This window comes from Oceaniglobus roseus (assembly GCF_002869745.1).
GTDB lineage: Bacteria > Pseudomonadota > Alphaproteobacteria > Rhodobacterales > Rhodobacteraceae > Oceaniglobus > Oceaniglobus roseus.
Map to the genome: position 1 here is coordinate 44,806 of NZ_PNOS01000017.1, position 25,154 is coordinate 69,959.

25 protein-coding genes are annotated in these 25,154 nt (G+C 70.9%); 14 read left to right on the forward strand and 11 right to left on the reverse strand.

Going from position 1 to position 25,154, the window contains the following annotated elements:
- Positions 1 to 20: 20 nt before the first annotated feature.
- Positions 21 to 1,112 carry a Gfo/Idh/MocA family protein gene (locus A7B20_RS10315; RefSeq protein ID WP_102108498.1) on the reverse strand — a complete coding sequence of 364 codons (1,092 nt, stop codon included), beginning with the start codon at positions 1,110 to 1,112 and terminating at the stop codon, positions 21 to 23.
- A gap of 8 nt (positions 1,113 to 1,120) precedes the next feature.
- Positions 1,121 to 1,819, reverse strand: a complete 699-nt coding sequence (locus A7B20_RS10320) for a GntR family transcriptional regulator (RefSeq protein WP_102108533.1) — start codon at positions 1,817 to 1,819, stop codon at positions 1,121 to 1,123.
- Positions 1,820 to 1,909: 90 nt separating this feature from the next.
- Between A7B20_RS10320 and A7B20_RS10325 the strand changes: the two genes are divergently transcribed.
- The 8 genes from A7B20_RS10325 to selD all read left to right on the forward strand — a co-directional run bounded on the left by A7B20_RS10325 (position 1,910) and on the right by selD (position 11,556).
- Complete coding sequence (locus A7B20_RS10325) at positions 1,910 to 3,064, forward strand: LLM class flavin-dependent oxidoreductase (RefSeq protein ID WP_102108499.1); 1,155 nt, start codon at positions 1,910 to 1,912, stop codon at positions 3,062 to 3,064.
- Complete coding sequence (locus A7B20_RS10330) at positions 3,064 to 3,966, forward strand: aldo/keto reductase (RefSeq protein WP_102108500.1); 903 nt, start codon at positions 3,064 to 3,066, stop codon at positions 3,964 to 3,966. The genes A7B20_RS10325 and A7B20_RS10330 overlap by 1 nt, the downstream gene beginning before the upstream one ends.
- Positions 3,966 to 4,466, forward strand: a complete 501-nt coding sequence (locus tag A7B20_RS10335) for a flavin reductase family protein (RefSeq protein WP_102108501.1) — start codon at positions 3,966 to 3,968, stop codon at positions 4,464 to 4,466. Before A7B20_RS10330 ends, A7B20_RS10335 begins: the two co-directional genes overlap by 1 nt.
- A gap of 97 nt (positions 4,467 to 4,563) precedes the next feature.
- Entirely contained in the window at positions 4,564 to 5,220 is a 657-nt protein-coding gene (locus tag A7B20_RS10340) for an ABC transporter ATP-binding protein (protein ID WP_102108502.1), read from the forward strand.
- 7 nt (positions 5,221 to 5,227) lie between these two features.
- On the forward strand, positions 5,228 to 7,636 hold the full coding sequence (locus A7B20_RS10345; RefSeq protein WP_102108503.1) for an FtsX-like permease family protein: 2,409 nt from the start codon (positions 5,228 to 5,230) through the stop codon (positions 7,634 to 7,636).
- Positions 7,637 to 7,640: 4 nt separating this feature from the next.
- Complete coding sequence (locus A7B20_RS10350) at positions 7,641 to 8,714, forward strand: lipocalin-like domain-containing protein (protein WP_172960994.1); 1,074 nt, start codon at positions 7,641 to 7,643, stop codon at positions 8,712 to 8,714.
- The gene (locus A7B20_RS10355; RefSeq protein ID WP_102108505.1) at positions 8,707 to 9,261 is read left to right on the forward strand and encodes a pyridoxamine 5'-phosphate oxidase family protein; all 555 of its coding nucleotides are present in this window, start codon (positions 8,707 to 8,709) and stop codon (positions 9,259 to 9,261) included. Before A7B20_RS10350 ends, A7B20_RS10355 begins: the two co-directional genes overlap by 8 nt.
- Positions 9,262 to 9,357: 96 nt before the next feature.
- Positions 9,358 to 11,556, forward strand: a complete 2,199-nt coding sequence (gene selD / locus A7B20_RS10360) for a selenide, water dikinase SelD (protein WP_342747251.1) — start codon at positions 9,358 to 9,360, stop codon at positions 11,554 to 11,556.
- 24 nt (positions 11,557 to 11,580) lie between these two features.
- Here the strand turns inward: selD and mnmH are convergent, their stop codons facing one another.
- Entirely contained in the window at positions 11,581 to 12,624 is a 1,044-nt protein-coding gene (gene mnmH / locus A7B20_RS10365; protein ID WP_102108506.1) for a tRNA 2-selenouridine(34) synthase MnmH, read from the reverse strand.
- 42 nt (positions 12,625 to 12,666) lie between these two features.
- Complete coding sequence (locus tag A7B20_RS10370) at positions 12,667 to 13,569, reverse strand: NAD(P)/FAD-dependent oxidoreductase (protein WP_102108507.1); 903 nt, start codon at positions 13,567 to 13,569, stop codon at positions 12,667 to 12,669.
- Between the two features lie 83 nt (positions 13,570 to 13,652).
- Between A7B20_RS10370 and A7B20_RS10375 the strand changes: the two genes are divergently transcribed.
- Positions 13,653 to 14,834: a cytochrome P450 gene (locus A7B20_RS10375; RefSeq protein ID WP_102108508.1), complete on the forward strand. Its 1,182-nt coding sequence runs from the start codon at positions 13,653 to 13,655 to the stop codon at positions 14,832 to 14,834.
- Here the strand turns inward: A7B20_RS10375 and A7B20_RS10380 are convergent.
- From A7B20_RS10380 to A7B20_RS10390, 3 genes are read right to left on the reverse strand one after another with little or no spacing between them, the layout of a single operon-like run.
- Positions 14,821 to 15,852 carry a glycosyltransferase family 2 protein gene (locus A7B20_RS10380; protein ID WP_102108509.1) on the reverse strand — a complete coding sequence of 344 codons (1,032 nt, stop codon included), beginning with the start codon at positions 15,850 to 15,852 and terminating at the stop codon, positions 14,821 to 14,823. The two genes, A7B20_RS10375 and A7B20_RS10380, sit on opposite strands and share 14 nt — an antisense overlap.
- Positions 15,849 to 16,745 carry a hypothetical protein gene (locus A7B20_RS10385; protein ID WP_102108510.1) on the reverse strand — a complete coding sequence of 299 codons (897 nt, stop codon included), beginning with the start codon at positions 16,743 to 16,745 and terminating at the stop codon, positions 15,849 to 15,851. The genes A7B20_RS10380 and A7B20_RS10385 overlap by 4 nt, the downstream gene beginning before the upstream one ends.
- Positions 16,742 to 18,556 (reverse strand): glycosyltransferase family 2 protein, encoded by a 1,815-nt coding sequence (locus tag A7B20_RS10390; RefSeq protein WP_245866797.1) that lies wholly within the window; start codon positions 18,554 to 18,556, stop codon positions 16,742 to 16,744. Before A7B20_RS10390 ends, A7B20_RS10385 begins: the two co-directional genes overlap by 4 nt.
- Positions 18,557 to 18,744: 188 nt before the next feature.
- Between A7B20_RS10390 and A7B20_RS10395 the strand changes: the two genes are divergently transcribed.
- From A7B20_RS10395 to A7B20_RS10415, 5 genes are all read left to right on the forward strand, one after another.
- Positions 18,745 to 19,560, forward strand: coding sequence for a hypothetical protein (locus tag A7B20_RS10395; RefSeq protein WP_102108511.1), 816 nt, complete (start codon positions 18,745 to 18,747; stop codon positions 19,558 to 19,560).
- A 3-nt stretch (positions 19,561 to 19,563) separates the two neighbouring features.
- Entirely contained in the window at positions 19,564 to 20,445 is an 882-nt protein-coding gene (locus A7B20_RS10400) for a hypothetical protein (RefSeq protein ID WP_102108512.1), read from the forward strand.
- 12 nt (positions 20,446 to 20,457) lie between these two features.
- Positions 20,458 to 21,153, forward strand: a complete 696-nt coding sequence (locus tag A7B20_RS10405; RefSeq protein WP_102108513.1) for a hypothetical protein — start codon at positions 20,458 to 20,460, stop codon at positions 21,151 to 21,153.
- A 7-nt stretch (positions 21,154 to 21,160) separates the two neighbouring features.
- Entirely contained in the window at positions 21,161 to 21,883 is a 723-nt protein-coding gene (locus tag A7B20_RS10410; protein WP_102108514.1) for an FkbM family methyltransferase, read from the forward strand.
- A gap of 137 nt (positions 21,884 to 22,020) precedes the next feature.
- Positions 22,021 to 23,001, forward strand: coding sequence for a hypothetical protein (locus A7B20_RS10415; protein WP_102108515.1), 981 nt, complete (start codon positions 22,021 to 22,023; stop codon positions 22,999 to 23,001).
- Positions 23,002 to 23,100: 99 nt separating this feature from the next.
- Here the strand turns inward: A7B20_RS10415 and ureG are convergent, their stop codons facing one another.
- The 4 genes from ureG to A7B20_RS10435 are packed head-to-tail and all read right to left on the reverse strand — an operon-like array spanning position 23,101 to position 25,120.
- Complete coding sequence (ureG, locus tag A7B20_RS10420) at positions 23,101 to 23,748, reverse strand: urease accessory protein UreG (RefSeq protein WP_102108516.1); 648 nt, start codon at positions 23,746 to 23,748, stop codon at positions 23,101 to 23,103.
- Positions 23,745 to 24,371 carry an urease accessory protein UreF gene (locus A7B20_RS10425; protein ID WP_102108536.1) on the reverse strand — a complete coding sequence of 209 codons (627 nt, stop codon included), beginning with the start codon at positions 24,369 to 24,371 and terminating at the stop codon, positions 23,745 to 23,747. Before A7B20_RS10425 ends, ureG begins: the two co-directional genes overlap by 4 nt.
- Complete coding sequence (ureE, locus tag A7B20_RS10430) at positions 24,364 to 24,846, reverse strand: urease accessory protein UreE (protein ID WP_102108517.1); 483 nt, start codon at positions 24,844 to 24,846, stop codon at positions 24,364 to 24,366. Before ureE ends, A7B20_RS10425 begins: the two co-directional genes overlap by 8 nt.
- A 22-nt stretch (positions 24,847 to 24,868) precedes the next feature.
- A complete protein-coding gene (locus A7B20_RS10435; protein ID WP_102108518.1) occupies positions 24,869 to 25,120 on the reverse strand; it encodes a hypothetical protein in 252 nt (83 codons plus the stop codon).
- Positions 25,121 to 25,154 lie beyond the last annotated feature (34 nt).

Genomic DNA, 25,154 nt, shown 5'->3' on the forward strand with positions numbered 1-25,154 from the left:
GCCCGCCGCAGGCGCAGGGTTCAGAGCGTGACGACACGCCCCTCCAGCGCCGCCGCCTGCGCCGCGAGCCCCATGCGCACCGCCTGCGCGCCATCCCGAAGCGACACCTCCACCGTCCCCTCCCCGCGCACCACCGCGTTGAACCGCGCATGCTGGTAGAAGGTCGACCCGTTGTGGTCCCCCGCCATCAGCAGCCCCGGATCGACCGGGATCTCCAGAACCTCGGGCCCCTTCGGGTGGCGGGGCGAGACGACGACCTGGGGCACCGGCGGACTGCCGAGGTGGGGCGGCCAGAACCGGCCCGGCCCCGGCACCATCGCCTCGATCTTGCCCGCGGGCCCGACGCCGGAAATCTCCTCCTGGAACCGTGCGCCCTCGGCGTACATGCAGAGTTCCAGCATCGCCCGCGCGCCGGAGGCGAAGTCGCAGATGACATAGGCCGAATCCCAGATGTCGGCCGCCTCCCCGCCATAGACCTCGCCCTTGTGGTTCACCTCCTGCCCGCCGCTCGCCATGACGCGCACCGGCTCGGACTTCAGGATCAGCCGCATCAGGTCGAAGAAGTGGCAGCACTTCTCGACCAGCGTGCCGCCGGTGTTGCGGTTCAGCCGGTTCCAGTTGCCGACCTTGGTCAGGAACGGAAAGCGGTGCTCGCGGATCGTCAGCATCTTCACGCCGCCCGTCGCCGCCTCCGCCCGGGCGAGGAAGGTCTGCACCGGCGGCATGTAGCGGTATTCCATCGCCACCCAGATCGGCGCGCCGTAGCTTCGGCCGATCTCCATCACCCGCTCGCCCTCCGCCTCCGACACGAACAGCGGCTTCTCGATCAGGAGCGGCAGCGGCCGGCGGGCCGCGATCTCCTCCAGCTGTGCCGCGTGCATGTGGTTCGGGCTGACCACGACCAGCGCGTCGAGCGGCGAATGGGACAGCAGCTCCCACAGCGAGGCACACATCTTCGCGTGCGGCTCGGCCGCCTTGGCCGCGGCGGCCATGATCGGGTCGGGTTCGTAGATCGCCGAGACGCTGGCGCCGGGGATCAGGGCGAGATTCCTCAGGTGCTCCTGCCCCATCATGCCGCAGCCGATCAGGCCATAGTGAACGGTATCAACCATTTAACGTCCTATTGCATCCGCGCGACATACCGCGCCTTCGAAGGGTCGAACCAGCTGCGCGAGTACTCGGCGCGCTGCCCGTGCTGGTCCCAGGAGATCCGCTCGACGAAGCCGCAGGGCGCGCCCGCGGCGGGCCCCGCCGCCGTGCCCCAGTCGGGCATCTCGCCGATGCCCACCCGGTCCTCGGCCCGCGCGATCCGAAGCCCGAGGCGGGAGGCGTAGAAGAGGTAGAGCGCGCCGGCGATATCCTCCCCGGTCACCTCCTCCGCCCAGGAGGCGTCCAGCCAGATCTCCTCGGCCACGCAGGGAATGTCCGACAGCGACCGGATCCGCCGGATCCGGTGCGCCTCGGACGAGGGGCCGAACTCGGGCGCATCGGCGGGCTTCGCCATGCGCCGGACGTCCAGCCCCTCGGCCGTGGGCCGCCCGCCCCCGCCGAGCAGGTCCAGCCTGAAGAAGGCGTAGACGCCGCCGACCCCCCGCGTGTGGCGGACGTAGTTGCCCGAGCCCTGCCGCCGCTCCAGGTGTCCGCGCGCCGTCAGGTCGGCCAGCGCCTTGCGCAGGGTGCCGACCGACACGCGGTAACTCGCCGCCATCTCGCGCTCGGGGCGCAGCCGCTCGCCCTCCAGCAGCCGTCCGGCGGCGATGTCGCGCAGCAGGATGTCGCTGACCTGGCGGTAGAGAGGCAGAGAGTTCGGGTCGGGCATCATCGTGCTGGCGGAATTGATACACCATTGATGCACTTGGTCGGCGGTGCTAGGCAAGGGGAAATCCGCCGCACCGCTGGGAGCCAGAGAATGACCGTCGTGCCCGTGACCTCCGCCGATCTCGACGCCAGCGAAATCGCCTGGTTCGCCGCGCTCTGCTCGGACGACTACCAGTTCCTCGGCGTCCCCGACCCCGCGCTGAAATCCTCCTGGGCGCATTGCAGCGCGATCCTGAAGGAGGCCGAGGCGCAGGGCTTCGGCAACATCCTCTGCCCCTCCTCCTATCAGGTGGGCCAGGACACGCTGACCTTCGTCGCGGGCTGCGCGCCGATCACGAGCCGGATCAACATGCTGGCCGCGATCCGCTGCGGCGAGATGCAGCCGATCATGCTGGCGCGCACCGTCGCGACGCTCGACCACATGCTTGAAGGACGGCTGACGCTCAACGTCATCTCCTCCGACTTCCCAGGCGAGGTGGCCGAAAGCCGCTTCCGCTACCAGCGCTCGCGCGAGGTGGTGGAGATCCTGAAGCAGGCCTGGACGCAGGACCGCATCAACTACGAAGGCCAGGTCTATAATTTCAAGGATGTTTCCACCGATCCGGCGAAGCCCTACCAGACCGGCGGCCCGCTCCTCTATTTCGGCGGCTACTCTCCGGACGCGCTGGAACTCTGCGGCCAGCACTGCGACGTCTACCTCATGTGGCCCGAGCCCGAGGAGCAGTTGAAGCAGCGCATGAAGGACGTCCATCAGGTCGCTGAAAGACATGGGAGAACGCTCGACTACGGTCTGCGCGTCCACATGATCGTCCGCGACACCGAGGCGGAGGCGCGGGAATACGCCGAATACCTCGTCAGCAGGCTCGACGACGACTACGGCAAGCTGATCCGCGACCGGGCGCACGATTCCATCTCCCTTGGCGTCGCCCACCAGCGACAGGCCCGCGAACTCGCCGACCGGTTCGGCTATGTCGAGCCGCACCTCTGGACCGGGATCGGTCGCGCGCGCTCGGGCTGCGGCGCGGCTCTGGTCGGTTCGACGGAACAGGTGCTGGAGAAGATCGAGCGCTACCGGAAAATGGGCATCCGCGCCTTCATCTTTTCCGGCTATCCCCACCTTGACGAATGCAGATCCTTCGGCAAACGGGTGATGCCGCACTTGAAAACCTGTACGCTGCCCCACGTCTACGGGCGTGTGCCCGACCAGACACCGATGACCCCCCTCGGGGCAGGAGACCGCCGCTGATGACCCATCTCGACCGCATCGACCTGACGCCGGAGCTCAGCCTGTCGCGCATCGTCTACGGGATGTGGCGACTGGGCGATGCCAAGGACACCGGCCCCGACCATGTCCGCGCCAAGGTCGAGGCCTGTCTTGAGCAGGGCATCACCACCATGGACCAGGCCGACATCTACGGCGGCTACATGGCGGAAGAGATCCTCGGCAAGGCGTTGACGCCCGAGCTGCGCGACCGGATCGAGATCGTCACGAAATGCGGCATCGTCGCGCCCGCGGGCCGTCACGCGAAGGCGCGGGTCAAGCACTATGACACCTCCCGCGCCCACATCGAGGCGAGCGTGGAGCATTCGCTGCGCCTCATGGGGATCGAGCGCATCGACCTGTTGCTGATCCACCGTCCCGATCCCTTCATGGACCCTGGGGAGACCGGCGGTGCACTGGACGACCTGGTGGCGTCGGGCAAGGTGCGCGCGGTCGGCGTGTCGAACTTCCGGCCCCACGACTTCACGCTGCTGCAATCGGCGATGAAGACGCCGCTCGTCACGAACCAGATCGAGCTCAGCCTCGGCCACACCAAGCCTCTCACGAACGGCGACCTCGCCTTCCTGCAGGAGCGCGGGATCGCCCCGATGGCATGGTCGCCCCTTGGCGGCGGGAGCCTGATGACCGGCAAGGGCGGCCACGGAAAGCTCCGGACCGCTCTCGCGGCGCTGGCGAAGAAGAACGACGTCGACATGGCGGCGGTGGCCGTCGCCTGGCTGCTCGCGCATCCCGCGCGGATCCTGCCGGTGATGGGCACCAACAACCTCGGCCGGATCGAGGCGCTCGGCGAGGCCGGGAAGGTCGAGATGGACCGCCAGACCTGGTTCGAGCTCTACACCCACGCCCTGGGCCACGAGGTTCCCTGATGTCCGGGGGCGGCGAAGAGTTCGTTCCCGGACCGGACACGGCCCGGGCCTTCCGCGATGCGCTCGGCCAGTTCGCGACCGGCGTCACCGTGGTGACGACGCAATCGCCCGTCGGCCCCCTCGGGATCACCGCCAACAGCTTCGCCTCCGTCTCGCTCGACCCGCCGCTGGTGCTCTGGTCGCCCGCCCGCGCCTCGCGCCGCTTCGACGCCTTCGTCGAGGCCGAGCATTTCGCGATCCACGTCATGTCCTCGGAACAGGCGCACCTGTCGGACGGATTCGTGCGCGACGGGCTGCGCTTCGACCACCTCGACTGGATCGAGGGCGCGGACGGCACGCCCCTGATCGAGGGCTGCCTCGCCCGCTTCGAATGCCGCCGCCACGCGGTCCACGACGGCGGAGACCACGCCATCGTGCTGGGCCGGGTGCTGCGGGTCAGCACCGGCGTGGGCACGCCGCTGGTGTTTGCCGCCGGACAGTACCGGGCGCTGGCGCGGTAGGGCCGCGCGGCCATCGGTCACGCGCCCGCGCCTCTCCTACCCCTACCATCACGGGGCGAACGGGTTAGGTGAGCCGGCACGAGGCAAGGGGTGACAGGTGCTCGAGGTTCGCGATCTGAAGAAGACGTTCCGCTCCAGCGGCGAGGTGCAGCAGGTGCTGCGGGGCGTGAGCCTGTCGCTCGAGCGCGGCGCGACCATGGCGCTGACGGGCGAGAGCGGGTCGGGCAAGAGCACGCTCCTGCACCTCGTCGCGGGACTCGACCGGCCCGACAGCGGCACCATCGTGATCGGCGATACCGACGTCACGGCCGAGGACGACAGGGGCCGCGCGGCGCTGAGGCGCGGCAAGGTGGGCGTGGTGTTCCAGCAGTTCAACCTGATCCCCTCCCTCACCGTCGCGGCCAACATCGCCTTCCAGGCGCGCCTTGCGGGCCGCGAGGATGCCCCATGGTCCGCGCGCCTGACCGACCGGCTGGGGCTGGCCGAACACGCCCGCAAGTACCCCGAGCAGCTTTCGGGCGGCCAGCAGCAGCGGGTCGCCATCGGCCGCACCCTCGCCGCGAAACCGGCGCTGGTGCTGGCGGACGAGCCCACCGGCAACCTCGACGAGGAGACGGGCGAGCGGGTGCTGGACCTGATGCTGGACCTGGTGGCCGAGACCGGCGCGGCGCTGCTGATGGTCACGCACTCCAGCCGGCTGGCGCAGCGGATGGAGCGGCAGCTGCACCTCGAACGCGGGGCGATCCGGGCATGAGGCGCGCATGAGACGGGCGGCCCTTGTCGCGCTGCTGTCGCACTGGCGGCGGCGGCCGTTCCAGCTTCTGACGCTGCTCCTCGGCCTCGCCACGGCGACGGCGCTGTGGTCCGGGGTGCAGGCGATCAACGCCGAGGCGCGGGCCAGCTACGACCGCGCCGCCGGGGCGCTCGGCGCCACGCCGCGCCCGTCGCTCGCCCGGGCCGACGGTACGCCCATGGACGAGGCGCTGTTCGCGGCGCTGCGCCGCGCCGGCTGGCTGGTGACGCCGCTGGTCGAGGGGCGGGTGGAGACCGCGGGCGGGTCGCTGCGGATCCTCGGCGTCGATCCCTTCACCCTGCCGGGGGGCGACCTGCCCGAAGGTGCGGCGGGCGACGCGCTGGACCCGGCTTTCCTCGGCCTGCCCGGACGGCTGATCGTCTCGCCCGAGACGGCGGCGCGCATCGGCGGGCCGGAGCTGCCGCCGCTGATCGAGGTCGAGGGCGTCGCCCCCGGCATCGCCTATGCCGACATTCCCGCGGCGCAGGCGCTGCTGGGGCTCGACGGGCAACTCTCGCGCTTCGTCCTGCTCGACGGCCAGCCGGGGAACCGTCCTCCGCTGGACGAGGTCGCGCCCGGGCTCTCGCTGCAACAGCCCCAGACCGGCGCCGACATGGCGCGGCTGACCGACAGCTTCCACCTGAACCTCACCGCCTTCGGCCTGCTCTCCTTCGCCGTGGGCCTGTTCATCGTCCGCGGCACCATCGGCCTCGCCTTCGAGCAGCGCCGCCCGATGTTCCGCACCCTGCGCGCCCTCGGCCTGCCCGCGGCCACCCTGCTCTGGCTGCTGCTGGCCGAACTTCTGGTCTTCGCGCTGATCGCCGGGGCCGCGGGGATCGCGCTCGGCTACCTCGTCGCCTCGGCACTGATCCCGGACGTCGCGGCGACGCTGCGCGGCCTCTACGGCGCCTCGGTCGAGGGCACGCTCAGCATCCGCCCGGTCTGGTGGCTGACCGGCCTCGGGATCGCCGTGCTCGGCACCGCGCTTGCCGCGCTGTCGTCGCTCTGGCAAGTGGCGCGGCTGCCCCTGCTCGCCCCCGCCCAGCCCCGCGCCTGGGCCAGGGCCAGCGAGGCAGGGCTGGTCTGGCAGGGGCTGGCCGCGCTCGGCCTCGCGGCGCTCTCGGGGCTGACGATATGGCTTGGCAGCGGGTTGATCGCCGCTTTCGTGATGCTCGGCGCCCTGCTGATCGCCGCGGCGCTGGCGTTGCCGCTCGTCCTTTACGGCGCGCTCTGGATCGGCGCGCGGCTGGCGAAGCGGCCCCTGGCGCAGTGGTTCTGGGCCGACACCCGCCAGCAGCTGCCGGGCCTGTCGCTGGCGCTGATGGCGCTGCTGCTGGCGCTGGCCGCCAACATCGGCGTCGGCACCATGGTGTCGAGCTTCCGGCTGCCCTTCACCGGCTGGCTGGATCAACGGCTGGCGAGCGAGCTTTACGTCACCGCCGACAACCCCGAGCAGGCCGAGCGGCTGACCGGCTGGCTTGCCCCCCGCGTGCAGGCGATCCTGCCGATCATGAACACCGACGCCCGGATCGCGGGCCTGCCGGGCGAAATCTACGGCGTCGCCGACGATCCGACCTACCGCGACAACTGGCCCCTGATCGACCGCCTGCCCGACGTCTGGGACCGGGTCGCGGCGGGCGACGGCGTGCTGATCAACGAACAGCTCGCCCGTCGCACCGACACCTGGAGCGGCGGCACCATCGCCCTGCCCGGCTGGCCCGGGGCCCCGGTCGTCGGCGTCTACTCCGACTACGGCAATCCGCTGGGCCAGGTGCTGATGGGCCTCGACGCCCTGCGCGACCGGTTCCCCGAGGTCGAGGCGCTGCGCTTCGGGCTGCGCCTGCCGCGTGGCGAGGTGGCCGGGCTGACCCGCGCGCTGACGCAGGACTTCGGATTGTCCGCGGAGAACATCGTCGACCAGGCGGCGCTGAAGGCGTTCTCGATCCAGGTGTTCGAGCGCACCTTCACCGTCTCCCGCGCGCTCAACGTGCTGACGCTGGCGGTGGCGGGCTTCGCGATCCTGACCTCGCTGCTGACGCTCTCGGCCATGCGCCTGCCGCAGCTTGCCCCGGTCTGGGCGCTTGGCGTCACCCGTCGGGGGCTTGCGCGGCTGGAACTGGTGCGGGCGCTGGTGCTGGCGGGGCTGACGATGCTCTGCGCGCTGCCGGTGGGGCTGCTGCTGGCTTGGGTGCTGCTCGCGGTCATCAACGTCGCCGCCTTCGGCTGGAAGCTGCCGCTGTTCCTGTTCCCCTCCGACTGGGTCGTGCTCGGCGCGCTCTCGCTCGCCGCCGCGGGCCTCGCCGCCCTCTGGCCCGCCCTTTCCATTGCGCGCATCCCCCCGGCGCGGCTCTTGCAGGTGTTCGCCCATGAGAGATGACGCCATGGCCACGAATCTCCGGCCCCTGCACCGTGCCTGCCTCCTCCTGCTCCTCCTGTTGCTGGCCGCCGTCCCCGAGGCCCGCGCCCAGGGCTTCGCCAACCTCGGACAGGCCGCCGAGGGCTATGCCATGCCCGCCCCCGGCCCCTTCGCCTTCCCAAAGGATCACGGCCCCCACCCGGGCTTCCGCATCGAATGGTGGTACGTCACCGCCAACCTCGAAGGCGCCGACGGCACGCCCTACGGCATCCAGTGGACGCTGTTCCGCACCGCGCTGAAGCCCGGGGCCGACCTCGGGCCCGGGTGGAGCAGCGCTGAGGGCTGGATGGGCCACGCCGCCCTCACCACCCCCGAGCGCCACTTCGTCGCCGAACGTCGCGGGCGCGGCGGCACCGGGCAGGCCGGCGTGTCTCTGGAAAAGGGCTTCGACGCCTGGATCGACGAGTGGCGGATGCAGGGGCCGGACATCGACCACGTGCGCCTGAACGCCGAGGGGCCGGATTTCGGCTACGACCTGCAGCTTGCCGCCGAGGGCCCGCTGGTGGCGCAGGGCGACGGCGGCTATTCGGTGAAATCGGCCAGCGGACAGGCCAGCCGCTACTACTCGCAGCCCTTCTACCGCGTCACCGGCACGCTGGCGCTGCCGGATGGCGCGGTCGAGGTGACGGGGCAGGCCTGGCTCGACCGGGAATGGTCCTCGCAGCTTCTCGACGCGACGCAGGAGGGGTGGGACTGGATCAGCCTGCATTTCGACAGCGGCGCCAAGCTGATGGGCTTCGTGCTGCGCGAAGGCAGCGGCGGTTTCACCTCCGCGACCTGGATCGCGCCGGACGGCACCCCGACCCCCTATCCCGACGGCGCGTTGCGGATGACGCCGCTTGATCGCCATGCGGTGCAGGGGCGCACCGTGCCGGTGGAATGGCGGGTGGAACTGCCCGCGCGGGACCTCGACGTGACGATCGCCGCCCTGAACCGCGACGCCTGGATGGCGACCAGCGTGCCCTACTGGGAAGGCCCGGTGACGATCGAGGGCAGCGAAGGCGGGCGCGGCTACCTGGAGATGACGGGATATGACTGAGCATGCCCTTGCCGCCTGGCTGGATCGCGCCTGGCGGCTGCTGGAGGAGGGCGTTGCCAACGCCTCTGCGCCCTGCCGCACGGGCGTTCTGGCGACGGCGGGGCGCGCGGGCGGGGCCGAGGCGCGGTGGGTCGTCCTGCGCCGCGCCGCGCGGGATCTCGCGGAGGTCGAGGTCCACACCGACAGCGCCTCGGACAAGGTGGCTGAGCTGGCCCGCGATCCCCTTGCCACGCTGGGGTTCTACGCACCGGACCCGAAGGTGCAGCTGCGCCTGCGCCTGTCGGTGCGGATCCTGACCGGCGACGCGGTGGCCGACCGCTGGGCACGGATCCCGGAAGCGGCGCGCAAGGCTTATGGCGGGGAGCCTGCGCCCGGCGCCCCCCTCGCCGCGCCCGAGGACCATGCGCCCGGCGTCTCGCGCGACCGCTTCGCCGTGCTGGTCGGCAGGGTCGACGAGATCGACATGCTGCACCTCGGCGCAGACCGCCACCGCCGCGCCCGCTTCGCCGCCGCGGACGGCTTCGCGGGCGGCTGGATCGCGCCCTGAGCCCCTGGGCAGGGGCGCACGGGGCCGACCGCCTCGCCTTTCGCCGCCAACCGTTCTACTGAGGCGCCAGCCCGTAGCCGAAGACCCGAGCCGCCCATGCCGATGCCCGCCGCCCTCCTGCCCCTGACCCGCGACCTGCTGCTGGTCGGCGGCGGCCATGCCCATGCCCTGCTGCTGCGCCGATGGGGGATGAAGCCGCTGCCCGGCACACGCGTCACCGTCATCAACCCCGGCCCCACCGCGCCCTATACGGGGATGCTGCCGGGCTTCGTCGCCGGCCACTACACGCGGGAAGAGCTGGAGATCGACCTCGTCCGCCTCGCGCGCTTCGCGGGCGCCCGGCTGATCCTCGGCCGGGCCGAGGCGATGGACCCGGAGGCGGGCCATGTCACCGTGGCGGGCCGGGGACGGCTGCGCTTCGACGTCGCCTCGATCGACATCGGCATCCATTCCGGGATGCCCGACCTGCCGGGCTTCGCCGAACACGCCACCGCCGCGAAGCCGCTGGAGACCTTTGCCCGCGGCTGGTCCGCCCACCTCGACCGCCTGCGCGCCGATCCCGCGCTGGCCGGGCGGGGCCTTGCCGTGATCGGCGGCGGGGTTGCGGGGGTCGAGCTGGCGATGGCCATGGTGCACGGCGCGCGGCAGGCGGCGGGCCGGGTCGGGCCGGTCCACGTCATCGAGGCCGGGGCGGCGCTGACGGGGATCGGGGACGGCGCGGCACGGGCGCTGCGCGCGCGGCTCGCGGCCATGGGGATCGTGCTGCTGGAAGAGGCGAAGGTCGAACGGCTCGACGCCGGGGGGCTGACCCTGGCCGACGGCCGCCGCATCCCCGCCGCCTTCACCACCGGCGCCGCCGGGGCGCGGCCCCACGGGTGGCTCGCCCGGACGGGGGTCGCGCTGAAGGACGGCTTCGTGCGCGTCGGCCCGACCCTCGCGACCGTGGAGCATCCCGACGTCTTCGCCGTGGGCGACTGCGCCCACATGGACCACGCGCCGCGGCCCAAGGCGGGCGTCTTCGCCGTGCGCCAGGCGCCGGTGCTCTACGACAACATCTGCGCCGCGCTCGGGGCGGGAAGTCCGCGCCCCTACCGGCCGCAGAGGGATTACCTCAAGCTGATCTCGCTCGGCGAGAAGGCGGCGGTGGCGGACAAGTTCGGCCTGCGCCTCGAAGGGCGGCTGCTGTGGCGCTGGAAGGACCGGATCGACCGCGCCTTCATGGACCGCCTTGCCGACCTGCCGACGATGAAGCCCCCGGCCCTGCCCGCCTTCCGCGCGGCAGGCATGGAGGCGGCACTGAACGGCGGCAAGCCGATGTGCGGCGGCTGCGGCTCGAAACTCGGTCAGGCGGGCCTGCGCGAGGCGCTGGCCGCCTTGCCCCCGGTGCGCCGCGCCGATGTCGAGAGCGCGCCGGGCGACGACGCGGCGATCCTCTCCGTCGGCGGCGCGAAACAGGTGCTGACCACCGACCACCTGCGCGCCTTCACCGAGGATCCGGCGCTGCTGTCGCGCATCGCCGCGGTCCACGCCCTTGGCGACGTCTTCGCCATGGGCGCCGAACCGCAGGCGGCGCTGGCGACCGTGATCCTGCCCCGCGCTGCCCCCGAGATCCACGCCGACATGATGGCCGAGATCATGGGCGCCGCCTCCGGCGTCTTCCGCGCCGAGGGGGCCGAGATCGCGGGCGGGCACACGATGATCGGCGAGGCGCTGAGCCTCGGCTTCACCGTCACCGGGCTGCCCGACCGGGCGGTGACGCTGGCGGGCGCGCAACACGGCGATGCGCTGCTCCTGACCAAGCCGATCGGCAGCGGCACGATCCTTGCGGGCGAGATGGCGCTTGCGGCCCGCGGCCCGTGGGTCGCCGGTGCGCTGGCGGCGATGCAGCAGAGCCAGGGCGCGGCCTCGCGGGTGCTGAAGGCGTCCGCGCGGGCGATGACCGACGTCACGGGGTTCGGGCTGGCGGGGCACCTCATGGGGATCCTGCGCGCCTCGGGCTGCGCGGCCGAGCTGGTGCTGGACGACATGCCGCTCATGGACGGCGCGGCCGAGCTTGCGCGGCAGGGCGTGCGCTCGACCCTCCACCCCCAGAACCGCGGCCTTGCCTCGGCCATGACCCTGCCCGACCGGGCGGAGGCGGAACTGCTGTTCGATCCGCAGACCGCGGGCGGGCTGCTGGCCGCGGTGCCGGAGGAGGCGGTCGAGGGGCTTCTGGAACGGCTCCGGCAGGAGGGATACGCGGCGGTCCGGATCGGGCGGATCGTTGAGGGCGCGCCCTTCATCGCCGTGCTCTGAGCGCGGCGGGACAGTCGCGGCCGATCAGCCCTTCGGCATCAGCGCCGCGATCCGGTCGGCCGCCCGCTCAAGCCCTTGGGCGTCCAGCGTCCCGGCCTCGACCACCCCAAGGCGAACCGGCTCGCCCCGCTCGCGGCCATAGCGGGGGTCGTAGTGGTGCTCCATCAGCTCGGCCGCCAAGGTCAGCAGGTCGTTCTCCTGCGCCATCTTCTGCCAGCGCGCCACCCGCTCGGCCCCCTGGAGCCGCCGGAGCGCGCCAAGCGTCTCGTGCAGCCGGACCGAGCCCGGCGGATAGTCGTTGTAGGCGCGCAGCAGGTAGGCGGCGCGCGCCGCCATGGGCGCCTGCATCTCGATCCGCGGCGCGGCGCGCATGGCGGCCCAGAGCGAGGGCGGCACGATCCGCTGGCCCACCTTGCTCGACTCCGCCTCGATCAGCACCGGCACGCCGGGGGTCAGCCCCGCGACGACCTCGGCCAGCCTCGTCTCGAACCCCTTCTGCCCCGGCTGCTCCCCCCGGTCGCCGAAGAGAGAGCCGCGGTGGTTGGCAAGCCCCTCCAGGTCGACGATCTGCACCCCCCGCGCCGCCGCGAGGTGCAGAAGCTCGGTCTTCGCCGTGCCGGTGTTGCCGTCGAGCAGGACCACCGGGCAGGGAAAGGGATCGTCGTAGAGCATCGCCTTCACGGTGGCGCGGTAGCTGCGATAGCCGCCCTCGATCACCTCGGCCCGCCAACCGATCTGGGTCAGGATGGAGGCGAAGCTGTTCGACCGCTGCCCGCCCCGCCAGCAATAGACAAGCGGCCGCCAGCCGCCGTCGTGGTGCGCGAGCGGTCCCTCGATATGGGCGGCGGCGTTGCGGGCCACCAGCGCGGCGCCGATCTTGCGGGCGTCGAAGGCGCTGACCTGCTTGTAGAGCGTGCCGACCTTCGCCCGCTCCGCGTCGCTGAGCACGGGAAGCGAGATCGCGCCGGGCACGTGGTCCTCGGCGTATTCCGAGGGCGAGCGGACGTCGATCACGGTGTCGAAGCCGTGCTGCATCGCGTCGGCGAATGTCTTGAGCGGAAGGGCCATGGCGCGCTGCCTACCCCAAGGTCCGCGCGGCGGGAAGCCCCCTCACGCCAGCAGCGCCTCGGCCATCGCCGCGCCGCTGGCCCAGGCATGACCCGCCCGGGGCCCGAGCGCCCAGTCGCCCCCGGCCAGAACCCTGCCCCCCGCTTCGGAGAGGAACGGCCGGCCCAGCGGACGCGCGGTGCGGGCGAAGCGCCAGCGGTGGGCCATGGCGATCGCGGGCAGCGTGGTGGTGCCAAGCTGCGCCATGAGCGCGTTCAGCAGCACCGGGCGGATGCGCTCGGCCTCCTGCTCCAGATGCGCGCGGCTCCAGCCGGGGCTGGCATGGGCGACCCAGACCGGGCGGCCGCGGTCCTGACGCAGGATCGCCGCGAAGGGCTCCGCCGTGGCGGGTGCGTTCGGCTTCGGATCCACCGTCCAGCCCGCCATGAGGGTCCAGCAGGGATCCATCACGACGGACTCGAGCGCGCCGACGCCGTTGCCGCCAAGGACGCCCGACAGCACCCGGCGCGCCTGCACCACCGGAATGGCCGAGATCACCCGGTCGAACCGGCCCAGCTCCTGCCCATGGGCCGCGACCAGCCGGAAGCCCGCGCCTTGCGTCAGCACCTGCTCGACCGTCACCTCGCGCCGGATCTCCAACCCCTCGGCCAGTGGCTTCACCAGCCCGCTCATCCCCGGCAGGCCGCGGTGGGTGTTCGGCGCGCTGCCCGTGGGGTCCGCAGCCCCCGCCGCCTCGGCCTCCGCCAGCCAGGCGGAAAGCCCGCTGCCCGCCGGATCGACACCCGGCGCACCGTGATCGAAGGCCCAGCCCTCGCGCCGCCGGCTCGCCAGCCGCCCGCCCAGGCCGCGGCTCTTGTCGAAGACGGTCACTTCCTGCCCCGCATCCGCCAGCCGCCGCGCCGCGACGAGCCCCGCAAGCCCCGCGCCGATCACCGCAATCTCCATGCCTCGCCTCCCCTGTCCGTCCGGCCAAGACTAGGGCCACGGCGCGCGATTGCCAGCGCCGCCGCCGCGTCCTAAGGGGAGGCATGGAACGCTTCAGCCAGTCCCCCGCCGATCCCGCCTTCGTCCAGTCGCCCTATGCCGCCTACGACCGGGCGCGCGGCCTTGGCGATATCGTCTTCTGGGAGGACTACGGCCTGCCCGCCGCCACCAGCCACGCCGCCGTCTCCGCCATCATGCGCGACCGTCGGCTGGGACGCGAGGCGCCGCCCGAATGCGCCGAGCCGGTCGCGCCCCACACCGAGGCCTTTTATGCCGTCGAGGCCCATTCCATGCTGGAGCTGGAGCCGCCCCGCCACACCCGGCTGCGCGGTCTGGTCCTGCGGGCCTTTACCTCGCGCCGGATCGCGGGCCTCGGTCCCGAGATCGAGGCGCTGTGCCACCGGCTGATCGATGGCTTCGGCGGCGAGGTCGAGCTTCTGTCGGCCTATGCCCGCACGGTGCCGGTGACGGTGATTGCCCGGCTGCTCGGCGTGCCCGACAGCATGGGCGCGCAGCTCCTGGCCTGGTCGGGCGCGATGGTGGCGATGTACCGCGCCGGGCGCACCCGCGCCGAGGAGGAGGAGGCGGACCGCGCGGCGGCGGAGTTCGCCGGCTTCCTGCGCGCCCATATCGAGGCGCGCCGGTCGCGCCCCGCCGACGACCTGCTGACCCACCTGATCGCGGCCGAGGAGGATGGCGCGCGGCTCTCGCCGGACGAGATGATCTCGACCTGCATCCTGCTGCTGAACGCGGGCCACGAGGCGACGGTGCACAGCCTCGGCAACGGGGTGAAGACGCTGCTGGAGACCGGCGTGGCCTTCGACCCCGCGAAGGCCGCGGAAACCGCGGAGGAGATCCTGCGCTTCGATCCGCCGCTGCACCTGTTCACCCGCTGGGTCTATGAGCCGGTCACGCTGTTCGGCCACGCCTTCGCACGGGGAGACCGGGTGGCCTGCCTGCTCGGCGCAGCGAACCGCGATCCCGCCGTCTACGATGCGCCGGAGCAGTTCCGGCCCGAGCGTTTCGCCACGGGCGCGCCCGCCCACATGGCCTTCGGCGCGGGGCCGCATTTTTGCGTCGGCGCGCCGCTCGCCCGGCTCGAGTTGCAGATCGCGCTGAGGGTGCTGTTCGACCGCTGCCCGAAGCTGCGGCTGGCGGCGCCGCCGCGCTATGGCGACATCTACCACTTCCACGGCCTCGCCCGGCTGGACGTCACTCCGGCCTGAGCGCGTTCCGGTAGAGCGCCACCAGCCGCCGCGCCGTGTCGGGCGGCGGCGGCGCGCTGCCCGCGGCCAGCAGGAGGCGGCCGAAGAATTGCACCGTTTCGGGGTCGGACAGCAGGCGGTTGATCTCCGTCCGCGCGGTTTCACGGGCCCCATGGTCGGCCGCGGCGATGCCCGGCAGGCCGCGGAGCCGGTCAAGCTCTGCCTTCGTGGCCTCGGTCCGGGAGAGGATCGAGGTGTCCTCAACGCTGTTGAAATTGCGCTCGACCCAGTAGGTCAGGTCGATTGCCTTGTCGGTGTGGTTCGGCAGGCCGCGGGCGCGCTTCAACAGGAAATCCCCGGCGGAGCGCACGGAATAGTGGTTCAGCTGCACGAGATCGGTCGCCAGCGGCCCGCCCCAGAGCATGATCTGGCCCTGCGACGCGGCGAAACTCTCCGGCAGCGCCCGGCCCGAGCCGTCGACCCATTTTGCATGCGTCACCAAAGACTTGGGCCGATGCACCCCCGGCTTGCCGAATGACCCGCGACGGTAGAGCGTCTTGAAGAACCGCGAAAGCGCGGGATAGAGTGCATTTTCGGGGATCGCTCGGGTGTAGGCCTCGGTGGTCAGGGATGCGGGCGGCATGGCATGGCCGTTGTGGCCGAAAAGGCGCCAGGGCAGGATAATGGCGTCGGCATCGGCGGCGGCGATGAGAGCCGAGAAATCCTTGAGAGGCGGGCGGAGATTGAGGAACTCGTCGCAGTCGATGCAGGCGACCCACTCGGCCTCGGCATAGAGGGGATGGCCCGCGGCCTGGGCCAAGGCGGACCACTGGGGCGTCCGGCCTTCCGGCACCTGGTTCCGGACGTGGTGGAGGATCCCGGCGGCGGCGAGCAGGTCCAGGATGGTGTCGGTGCCATCCGTGCAATCGTTTGAATAGACAAGGAAATCCTCGACCCCGAGCGCGCGGTGGTGGGCGATCCACTCCAGCAGGTGGGGCGCCTCGTTGCGCATGGCGGTGACGATCACGGTGCGGCTCATGCCGCTGCGTCCGGGTGATCCCAGTAGTCCTTGTAAAGCGGCTCCAGCGCGGCCATGCGGGCGGGGCCGAGGGTATCCTTCATGCGCTGCATCTCCGCCCTGAACTGCGGCCACAGGGGGCCGTAGCGGAAGGAATGATAGTGCAGGATCAGGGGGTTGGCGTCGGGTTCGAATGCGCGGTCCGAGATCGAGAAGTTGTAGGCGTCGGGCAGCACCTCATAGGCCAGCCCGAAGCGTTTCAGCGTCACCGGCAGCGCGATCTGGTCGAGCCAGGGGCGCTTCAGCGCCACCTTCACGTTCCAGTCGATCTCCCTCGCGGTGTCGATCCAGAGCTGAGGAAAGGACTTCTCCGCCTTAAAATCGCTGTGAAATCCGACGAAGCCCGCGTTGAAGTACGGCAGGAACTCGATCCGCTTCTTGCGGGTCAGCCGGACGCGGTCCGCAGGCATGGGAAGGTCGAAATGGGCATAAACCCGGTCCCAGCGGTCGTTCTTCTTGCCCCAGCTCGGGGTGCCTTCGGGGACGACGGAAAGCGCACCGGGATGAAGGCGCGTCTCGAGATCGAGCGGCGCGACGCAGACCATGTCCGTGTCGAGGAAGACGTGCCCTTCGGTCTCGCGCGGCGCGGCGCAGGCGAACAGCTTGTTGCCGTGGGGATAGGGCTTCTTCCAGGCGGCGTCGTCGATCTGCAGGGCGCGCAGGTCGCAGCCGAGGCGGGAGAAGGCCTCCCGCGCCGCCTCCGGCATGGGGGGCGCGCCGGGACGGTCGGGGCAATAGGCGATCAGCCGGTAGCGGCCGGGATTATGGGCCTGCAGGGAGGAGGCAAGCAGCAGGCCCTGGGCTGTCAGGTGCGCGCCTTCGGTGATGAAGAAGACCGAGACGGCGGCGCTCATGCGCCCTTCTCCGCCAGGGTGGTCCAGGCGCCGCAGAGCATCGGGTCGAGCGGCAGGCGCGTCCGGTAGCCGAGCGATGCCAGCACGGCCTCGAAGCTGTCGAGCTGCGCGAAGACCTCGCACCAGAGGCGGGCGTTCAGGATCAGGACCGGCGGCACCGGCGCCGCCAGCGCCGCAAGATGCGCCGGCGTGATCGCGGGATCGCCGAGGATCAGGACCCGGGGGGCGGTTCCGGTCACATGGTCGGCCAGGGCCGCGGGATCTGCCAGGGGCTCGGCAGAGAGGTGCAGCCGACCGCCGGGAATGATGCCGTTCCGGGCCCATATGGCCGTCAGGCTGCGGTGCAGCGCCTCGTCGGGCTCGCGGACATAAAGCGTCACGTCCGGCCGCGTCTTCGCCAGGTGGCCCGAGAGGAAGCCGACCCCTGCCCCGACCTCGCTCAGCACCGCGCCTTCGGGCAGCAGGCCCGAGAGGTTCCGTGCCAGGTTGCGCTCGAACTTCCCGGCCTCGACGTTCAGCAGCGCGGGCGGCGTGAAGAGGCGCGGATCGGCCGGAAGCTCCATCGTGTGGTTCGGGTGCCATTCCATCGGCGGCGACTGCGACAGGTCCGGCTTCCCCCGCACGTAGGCATCAACGGGGGCGATCATCCGCGCTTCGGCGGTTTTCTCCTTCTCCGCCGCGCGCTCCAGCCCCACGCGCTTTTCCACGTCGCTCATCTTGGCGGCGATCTTCTCGGGGTCGCGCTCCTGCGGCGGCCTGGCCTCGACCCGGGTGATCGGCACTGCGCTTGCCGCCCTCAGTTGCGCGACGAAGGCGTCGTATTCGGGCGTGCCCTTGAACTCGGCCAGCCGCGCCTCGGCCCGCTCGACCGCGGCGAAGTGGAGGCGGTGCAGCACGGGGTCGGTCAGCAGCCCCTCGAAGATCGCGCGGCGGCGGTCGGAGTAGCGCAGCATCGTCTCGTCGCGCACCTCGTTGCGGTCCTGCAAGCTCCAGTAGCCGTCGTTGTACTTGTCCTTCTTGTTGTTCACGTTACCGCGGAACTTGCGGATCGCGTAGCTGTCGATCGACTTCACCGCGTAGTGGTTCATCTGCGCCCAGTCGTAGCCCACGGTCCTGACGATCGAGCGCCAGCCGCGGAACTTGAAATACGCCTCCATCTCGCGGCCCGAGCCGTTCAGCCACTTGATGGTGTTCGGATAATCGGTGTCGAGCACCTTGTTCTTCATCTTCGGGCGGTGGATGCCGAGCTTCCATGCTTCGGGGTCGAACCGGAACAGCGTCTTGACCCCCCAGCCCTTGTTCCACATCGGCGGGGCGGCGCAGAGGTACTGCTCGGTCACGAAGTCCCGAGACCAGTCCACCACGCCGCCCGATCCGAAGATCCGCCAGGTGATGACCATGCCGTTCGCGCCCTGCGCCTCTATCCCGTCGATCAGCCCGTCGAGCGAGCCGTCGCCGTGGCGGATCGACAGGAACTCGTCGGCGTCGAAGACCAGAACCCAGTCGCTGTCCGTCACCTGCGGTTCGACCTGCGCGTGCTTGATCGCCGAGGGCTGGGGCTTGATCCCCTTCGGAATCACGTTCCGGCGGTGATGGGCGAGCCCAAGCTCTTCGAGCCGGATCAGCATGTCGTCGGTGCCGTCGGAGCAGTCGTTGGTGTAGACCACGAGATCGGTGAAGCCGACGGTCAGGTGATGTGCCACCCATTCGAGGACGAAGGGCCCCTCGTCCTTCATCATCGACACGGCCGTGACCTTGCCGTGGCGGCTGACGTTCTTCTGCGGCAGGGCCGGATGGCTGCGGACGTTCATGGCGCGGAAGCCTGCAAGATATCGGTCCCCTGCCCTGAAATTTTCATTTTTCTTCACCATACCAACGTCGGATCGCCGGAGACAACCGGCGTGTCCGCCGTGACAATACAAGGGCTTTCGGGCAGGGTTGTGGCAAAACAAGAAACCGATGCGGGCTTTTCCCACGGCCTGCGGATCGAGAGGCAAGAATGGCAAGTCCCGAACGGCGCCCGGTCGCCTCGCTCTGGATCGGCACGCGGCTGCAGTACCTGAACCAGGTCTGCCTGCTGTCCCACGTGCAGCAGGGCCATCCGACGACGCTCTACTGCACAGACACGGTCGAGAACGTGCCCGAGGGCGTGATCGTGCGCCCCGCGTCCGACATCATGGAGATCAACCGCGAGGTCGTCGCGGCCACCTCTGCCTCGTTCCTGTCGAACGTGTTCCGCTACAAGATGATCCGGAAGACCGACGAGATCTGGATCGACTGCGACGCCTTCTGCCATCGCCCCTTTCCCGACGACATCGACCATATCTATGCCGGGCACGGGTTTCGAGGGGCGCTGAACTGCGGCGTGGTGAAGATCCCGCAGCAGGGGGCGCTGATGGACGCGCTGCTGGACTACTACGACAACCTGCCCCCCGCGCCGCCCTGGTTTAACAAGAACCAGAAGAAGCGGCTGGCGCGCCAGGACGAATCGCTGCCCCACGCGGTGAAGATCTACAACGCCGAGCGGACGGCCTTCGGACCGCAGGCCTTCACCTGGTTCGCCCAGCAGACGGGCGACTACGAGAAGGCGATGACGCCCGAATACCTCTACCCGGTGCCGTTCCAGCTGAACGACATCTTCTACGACCCCCACGGCCGGGTCGAGGGCTGGATCACCGACAACACCCTGTCGGTGCACCTCTATACCAACGGCACCCGCCCCTGGTGGCGCAAGAACGTGCCGCTCGAGAACTCCTATGCCTGGCGGATGGCGAGGCAGACCGGGGTGGACCCCGCGCTGGCGCTGGAGGACTGACGGATGGCGCGTCCGGTCCTGACCTTCGCCTATATCGTCGAGCCGCCGAACTACCAGATCTTCGCCTGCACCCTGCTGGCCTCCTTGCGGAAGACCTGGGGGCCGGAGGTGGCGGCGGTCGGGTACTGCCCGGCGCACAGGTGGGACGAGTTGCATCCCTCGGTGCTGAAGGCGCACGAGATGATGGGCGCCGAGCTGCGGCCGATGGTGACGGAAGGCATGTGGGACACCGACTATCCCCACGGCAACAAGATCATCGCCGCGATGCAGCCGCGCGATTCGGAGTTTTCCGCCTTCGTCGATTCCGACGTCCTGTTCCTGGCGCCGAACGTGCCCGAGAACATCGCCAGGGCGGGCCATGTCTCCTGCTCCATGGCGGCCTCGATGACCTGGGCCGAGCAGAGCATCTGGGACCGGATCTATGGCGCCTTCGACATGCCGGTGCCCGAGGAACGGCTGCACCTCATGCGCCGCTCGACCGAGCCGGTGGTGCCCTATTTCAGCGCCGGCCTCGTCGTCTTTCCGGAGAACGGGGCGCAGCGCTTCCCGGATGTCTGGTACGACACGGCCAGGACGCTCGACCGGGACGAGGGACTGGAGAACCGCCGCCCCTACCTCGACCAGATGAGCCTGCCGGTGGCGATCCGGCGGGCCGGGCTCGACTGGAACATCCTGCCCGAGGAACAGCACTACATCATGGGCGGCAAGATAAGGGGCGAGCCGCTGCCCGATGACCGCACGATCTTCACCGTGCACTACCGCAACAACGGGGTGCTGAAGGAGATCGGGATGCACAAGACGGCCCGGGCCATCCTGCGGGAACAGGTGGGCGTGCCCTTCGTGCGGCGGCTGACCGACACCGAGGACCGGTCCGAAACGGCGTGAGGGGAGGTGCAGATGGGCGTCAGCCTGATCCCGGCGATGTTCCTCGCGCGCAACGCCCGCCACGTCACGGCGACCGGCACGGGGCTGATCCTGGGGCGGCAGAGGATCCACATGCCCGAACGCACCCTGGACCGCTTCGTCGCCGCGGCGACGCTTCACGGCTTCCGGCTGAGCCGGGAGGAGATCACCCAGCCCGACGGCTTCACCGAGACGCTGTTCGCCGCGCTCGGCTATCCCGCGATGCAGGCGATGGACTTCACCGCGAAGGAAGGCGCGGAGCACATCCGCGATCTGAACCGCCCCGTCCCCGCGTCCCTGCACGAGGCCTTCGACGTGGTGATCGACGGCGGCACGACCGAGCACATCTTCTACATCGCCCAGGCGCTCGACAGCTGCCATGCGATGCTGAAGCCCGGCGGCGTGATGCTGTCCTATGTCGCCTGCGACGGCTGGTTCGGCCACGGATTCTTCCAGACCGGCCCCGACGTGCCTTGGCGCTACTGGCACCATGCGCGGGGCTACGAGATGCTGGAGGTGTCGGTGGTCGCCCGCCGCCACCCCCGCAAGATCGTGCCTATCCCCGATCCGACGGGCCGTCACCGCGGCGGCGAGATGGCGTTCAGCGGGCCGCAGATGCTGCTTTACGCCTGCCGCAAGCCGCTGGAGGCGCCCCCCTATTCCCCGCCCATCCAGGGCCACTATGCATGAGGCTGCCATGACGGATGCCACGGAAACCCCGGCGACGGGCGAGGCAGAGGCCGCCGACGCGCCCGCCTCGAAGGCCGAGCGGCAGGCGCAGAAGCTGATCCGCCGCCAGAAGCGCAACCTCAGGAAGGCCGGGGCCGAGGGCTTCCTGCGGGGGGTCTGCGCGATGCTGAAACCCGGCGACCTCGCGCTCGACTGCGGGGCGAACATGGGCGTGGTCACAGCGCAACTGGCCGCCACCGGCGCCGACGTCGTCGCCTACGAACCCGACCCCTTCGCCTTCGCCCGCCTGGCCGAGCGCTTCGCCGACACCCCGAACGTCACGCTGGTCAACGCGGCGGTGGCGGCACGGGCGGGCACCGTCACGCTGATGCGGGCCGAGAACTTCGACGCCAACCCCGAGGGCGCCTCGGTCAAGTCGACGATCCTCGACGGCGGGCGCGCCATCGACGCGCGGAACGGGATCGAGGTGCCCTGCCTCGACTTCCTCGAGATCCTGCGCCGCGAGTCGGCCGCGCGCGGCCCGGTCGCCTTCGTGAAGATGGACATCGAGGGGGCCGAGCTGGAGATCCTCGAGGCGATGGTCGGCGGCGATCTGTCCGCCGGCGTGCGCTGCCTTGTCGCCGAGACCCACGAGCGCAAGTTCCGTGACCTGCGCGACCGGTTCCGCGCCCTGCGCAAGACCGTCTCGGAGGATCCGCGGCTCGGCCACATCAACCTCGACTGGATCTAGGCACCGGCCTCTGGCGGGAGTCCGCCGGAACCAGAAAATGACCAAGTTTGATCTTAATGACAGGCGGATAGGGTGCGATGCTACGCCGACGCCCCCATATCGGGACGACAGACCGGACAACGAAAGCGACAGACGTGATGGACCAGACGGAAGGCGACCTGCTGGACGAGGATGACGACGACGACGATCCGGGGAGCGTGGATACGCTCAACGCCTTCGCCTATGCGCTGACGCCGGACCACTTCGTCTCGTTCCGCCGCGAGGGCCCCGCCCTGCTGGTCAGTTTCGAGATCGAGACGGATCCGGCCATCGCGCTGAAATCCCGCCGCTCGCGCCTTGCCGGGCTGGTCGAGGACATGGCGTGGTCGCATCTCGTCGTCACCTCCCGCCGGCCCTCGCTGTTCCGCGCGCCCGAGATCGTCACCTTCTTCGACGCGCTGGTGGACGGCACGCTGCTGGACCAGTTCGACGACGTGCTGTTCTACGGCGAGGGCTGCGGCGGCCATGCCGCGCTGTCCTACGCGCTCGCCGCGCCGATGAGCCGGATCCTCGCCATAGCGCCCCTCGTGGGGCTCGACGGCGCGGGTCCGGTGGACGATCCCCGCCTGGGCCTGCCCGAAGGGGCGCAGGTCGGCGGCCGCTATGCGCCGGACACCGCCAGCCTCGCCGTGGCCGCGGCGGTGCACCTGGTGCTGGACCCGGCCCAGCCGCAGGACCTTGCGCAGGCGGGGGCCGTGGCCGGAGAGCGGGTGCAACCGCTGTTCGTGCGCGATCCCGGCGCGCCGCTCCCCGCCGCCCTGGCCGAGCTCGGCATCCTGGACGAGATCATCGGCATGGCGATGGAAGGCAGCCTCGACGGGCCGTCGTTCTACGGCACGCTGCGCAAGGCGCGGCGGGACGATCCGGCCTACCTGCGGCGGCTGACCGCGCGGCTCATCGAGAAGAACCGCCTGCTGCTCGAGGCGCTGGCGGTGCGCAACGTGGCCGAACGCACGGGGCGCAAGCGTTTCGCCAAGCGGCTGGAACATCTTGAGGCGCGCCTCGCCGAGCAGGGCCAGACGCTGCCCCCCGCCCGAAGCCGCCCCGTCGACCGGGCTCCGGGAGGCTCCGCGACCTGACGCGGGCCTCGCCGCACGCTGCCAGCTTCTTCCTTGCCCAGATACTCCCGCCGGAGGCGTCCCGCCCCGTCCGCCCGCGCAACGCCCGGGCGACGCGGCTCAGAGCCCGCCTTCGGCGCGCAGGAACGCGACGATCTCGGCGACCCCGCGCCCCTCGCGCAGGGACGCCATGACAAAGGGCCGTGCCCCGCGGGCACGGCGGGTGTCCTCCTCCAGCAGCGCCGGGTCGACGCCGACATGGGGGGCGAGGTCGGTCTTGTTGACCACCAGCAGGTCCGAGCGGGTCAGGCCGGGGCCGCGCTTCCTCGGGATGTCCTGGCCCGCCGCGGTGTCGATGACATAGATCGTGAGGTCGGCGAGTTCGGGGCTGAAGGTGGCCGCCAGGTTGTCGCCGCCGCTCTCGATCAGCACCACGTCAAGGTCCGGCAGCGCCGCGCGCAGCTCGGCGACGGCGGCCAGGTTGATCGAGGCGTCCTCGCGGATCGCCGTGTGGGGGCAGCCCCCGGTCTCGACCCCGCGGATCCGCTCGGCGGGCAGGACCTGGGCGCGCATCAGGAACTCGGCGTCCTCGCGGGTGTAGATGTCGTTTGTGATGACCGCGACGGACAGGTCCTGCGACAGTGCCTTCGCCAGGTGCGCCGTCAGCGTCGTCTTGCCCGCGCCCACGGGCCCGCCGATGCCGACGCGCAGGGGGCCGTTGTGCGAAGCCCGGGCCGGGGCGGCGGCGGTGGCTTGGTCGGAGGTCATGTGCGGAAGATCCTCACGGGCAGGGTTTCGTGCAGCATCGCGGCCAGGTCGGCGCCGGGGACGCAGGCGGTGATGTCGTCCAGTTCGAGTGTGGCGGCGCGGGCGGCGGTGTCGCGGATCGCCGCGTGCAGGTCGGCCAGCACCCGCTGCCCCTCGGTCTGGCCGAGGGGGACGAAGCGGACGGCGGCGGAGACGAGGTTCGCCATCATCGCGTGGAGGTAGAGGGCGGCGATCCGCTCGGGGCGCAGCGGCAGGCCGCGCGCCGCGATCCCCACGGCGACCGGCAGGGCAAGCCCCTCGGGCACGGGCGTGCCGAGGGCGGTGACGGTGCGCGCGAAGGCGGTGCCCTGGGCCTCGGTCTCGTCCCGGCGTTCGCGGGAGGTGGCGAGGGCGCGGGCCGTGTCCGCCGTGTCTTCGCCCCGGAGCGTGGCGCAAAGGAGCGTCGCGTCGGCGAGACCGCCACCGCAGGTCAGGATCCGGTCGAGCCAGCGCGCGAGGTCGCCGGCGCATGTCACCTGCCCCGCGGCGACGGCCTGCTCCAGCCCGTGGGAATAGGCGAAGGCACCCAGCGGGAAGGCCGGGGAGAGCCACTGGGTGAGGGTCAGCAGCGCCGCGTCAGTCATGGTGGTGATGGTGGTGTCCCGGTTCCGGCCCGTGATCGTGGCCGAGCGTCCGGCCGTGGCCATAGGCCCCGCCTTCGGGCCGGAACGGCGCCTCGATCCGGTGCAGGTATGCGCCCAGCCGTTCCAGCATCGCGGCCAGCACGTGATCCTCGCGGATCAGCAGGCGATCCTGTTCGATCTGGCAGGGGGTGTGGCGGTTGCCGATGTGCCAGGCGAGCCGGGCGAGGTCGGGGGCGGTGATCTCGATCAGCGGCTCGGGGGCGGCACGGACGGCGACGATGGTGCCGTCGTCCAGTTCCAGCGCGTCCGCTTCCGTCAGGCTGACGGTCTCCGGCAGGTCCAGCAGGAACGACAGCCCGGCGGCCGTGGTCAGGCGCTTGCGGCGCAGGAAACGCGCGTCGTAGTCGAGCGCGATGTGATCCTGCGCCTTCTCCGGGGCGGGCACGATGCGGGTGGCGCGGGGCAGCTGGCTCATGCCGGCCGCCCCGTGGCGCGGATCACTTCCCGAAAAGCTCGGGGTAGACGTGGGCGTTGATTCCGTCGCGGCTGATGCCCAGGGCCTTCAGCTCGGCATCGTCCTTGCCGTGCAGCGTCTGGATCAGCGCCTGACGGGCGCGCATCTGCTGGGACAGCATGACGGCGGTGCCGAAGCTCTGACCGAGAGTCCTGATCCAGCCCAGGACGCCGAGACGCGGCGCGTCGGCATGGGCATGGGCATGGGCGTGCGGGGCGTGTGCGGTGTAGGTCATTGAACTGCTCCTTGCGGCCTGTGAAGCCTCTGCT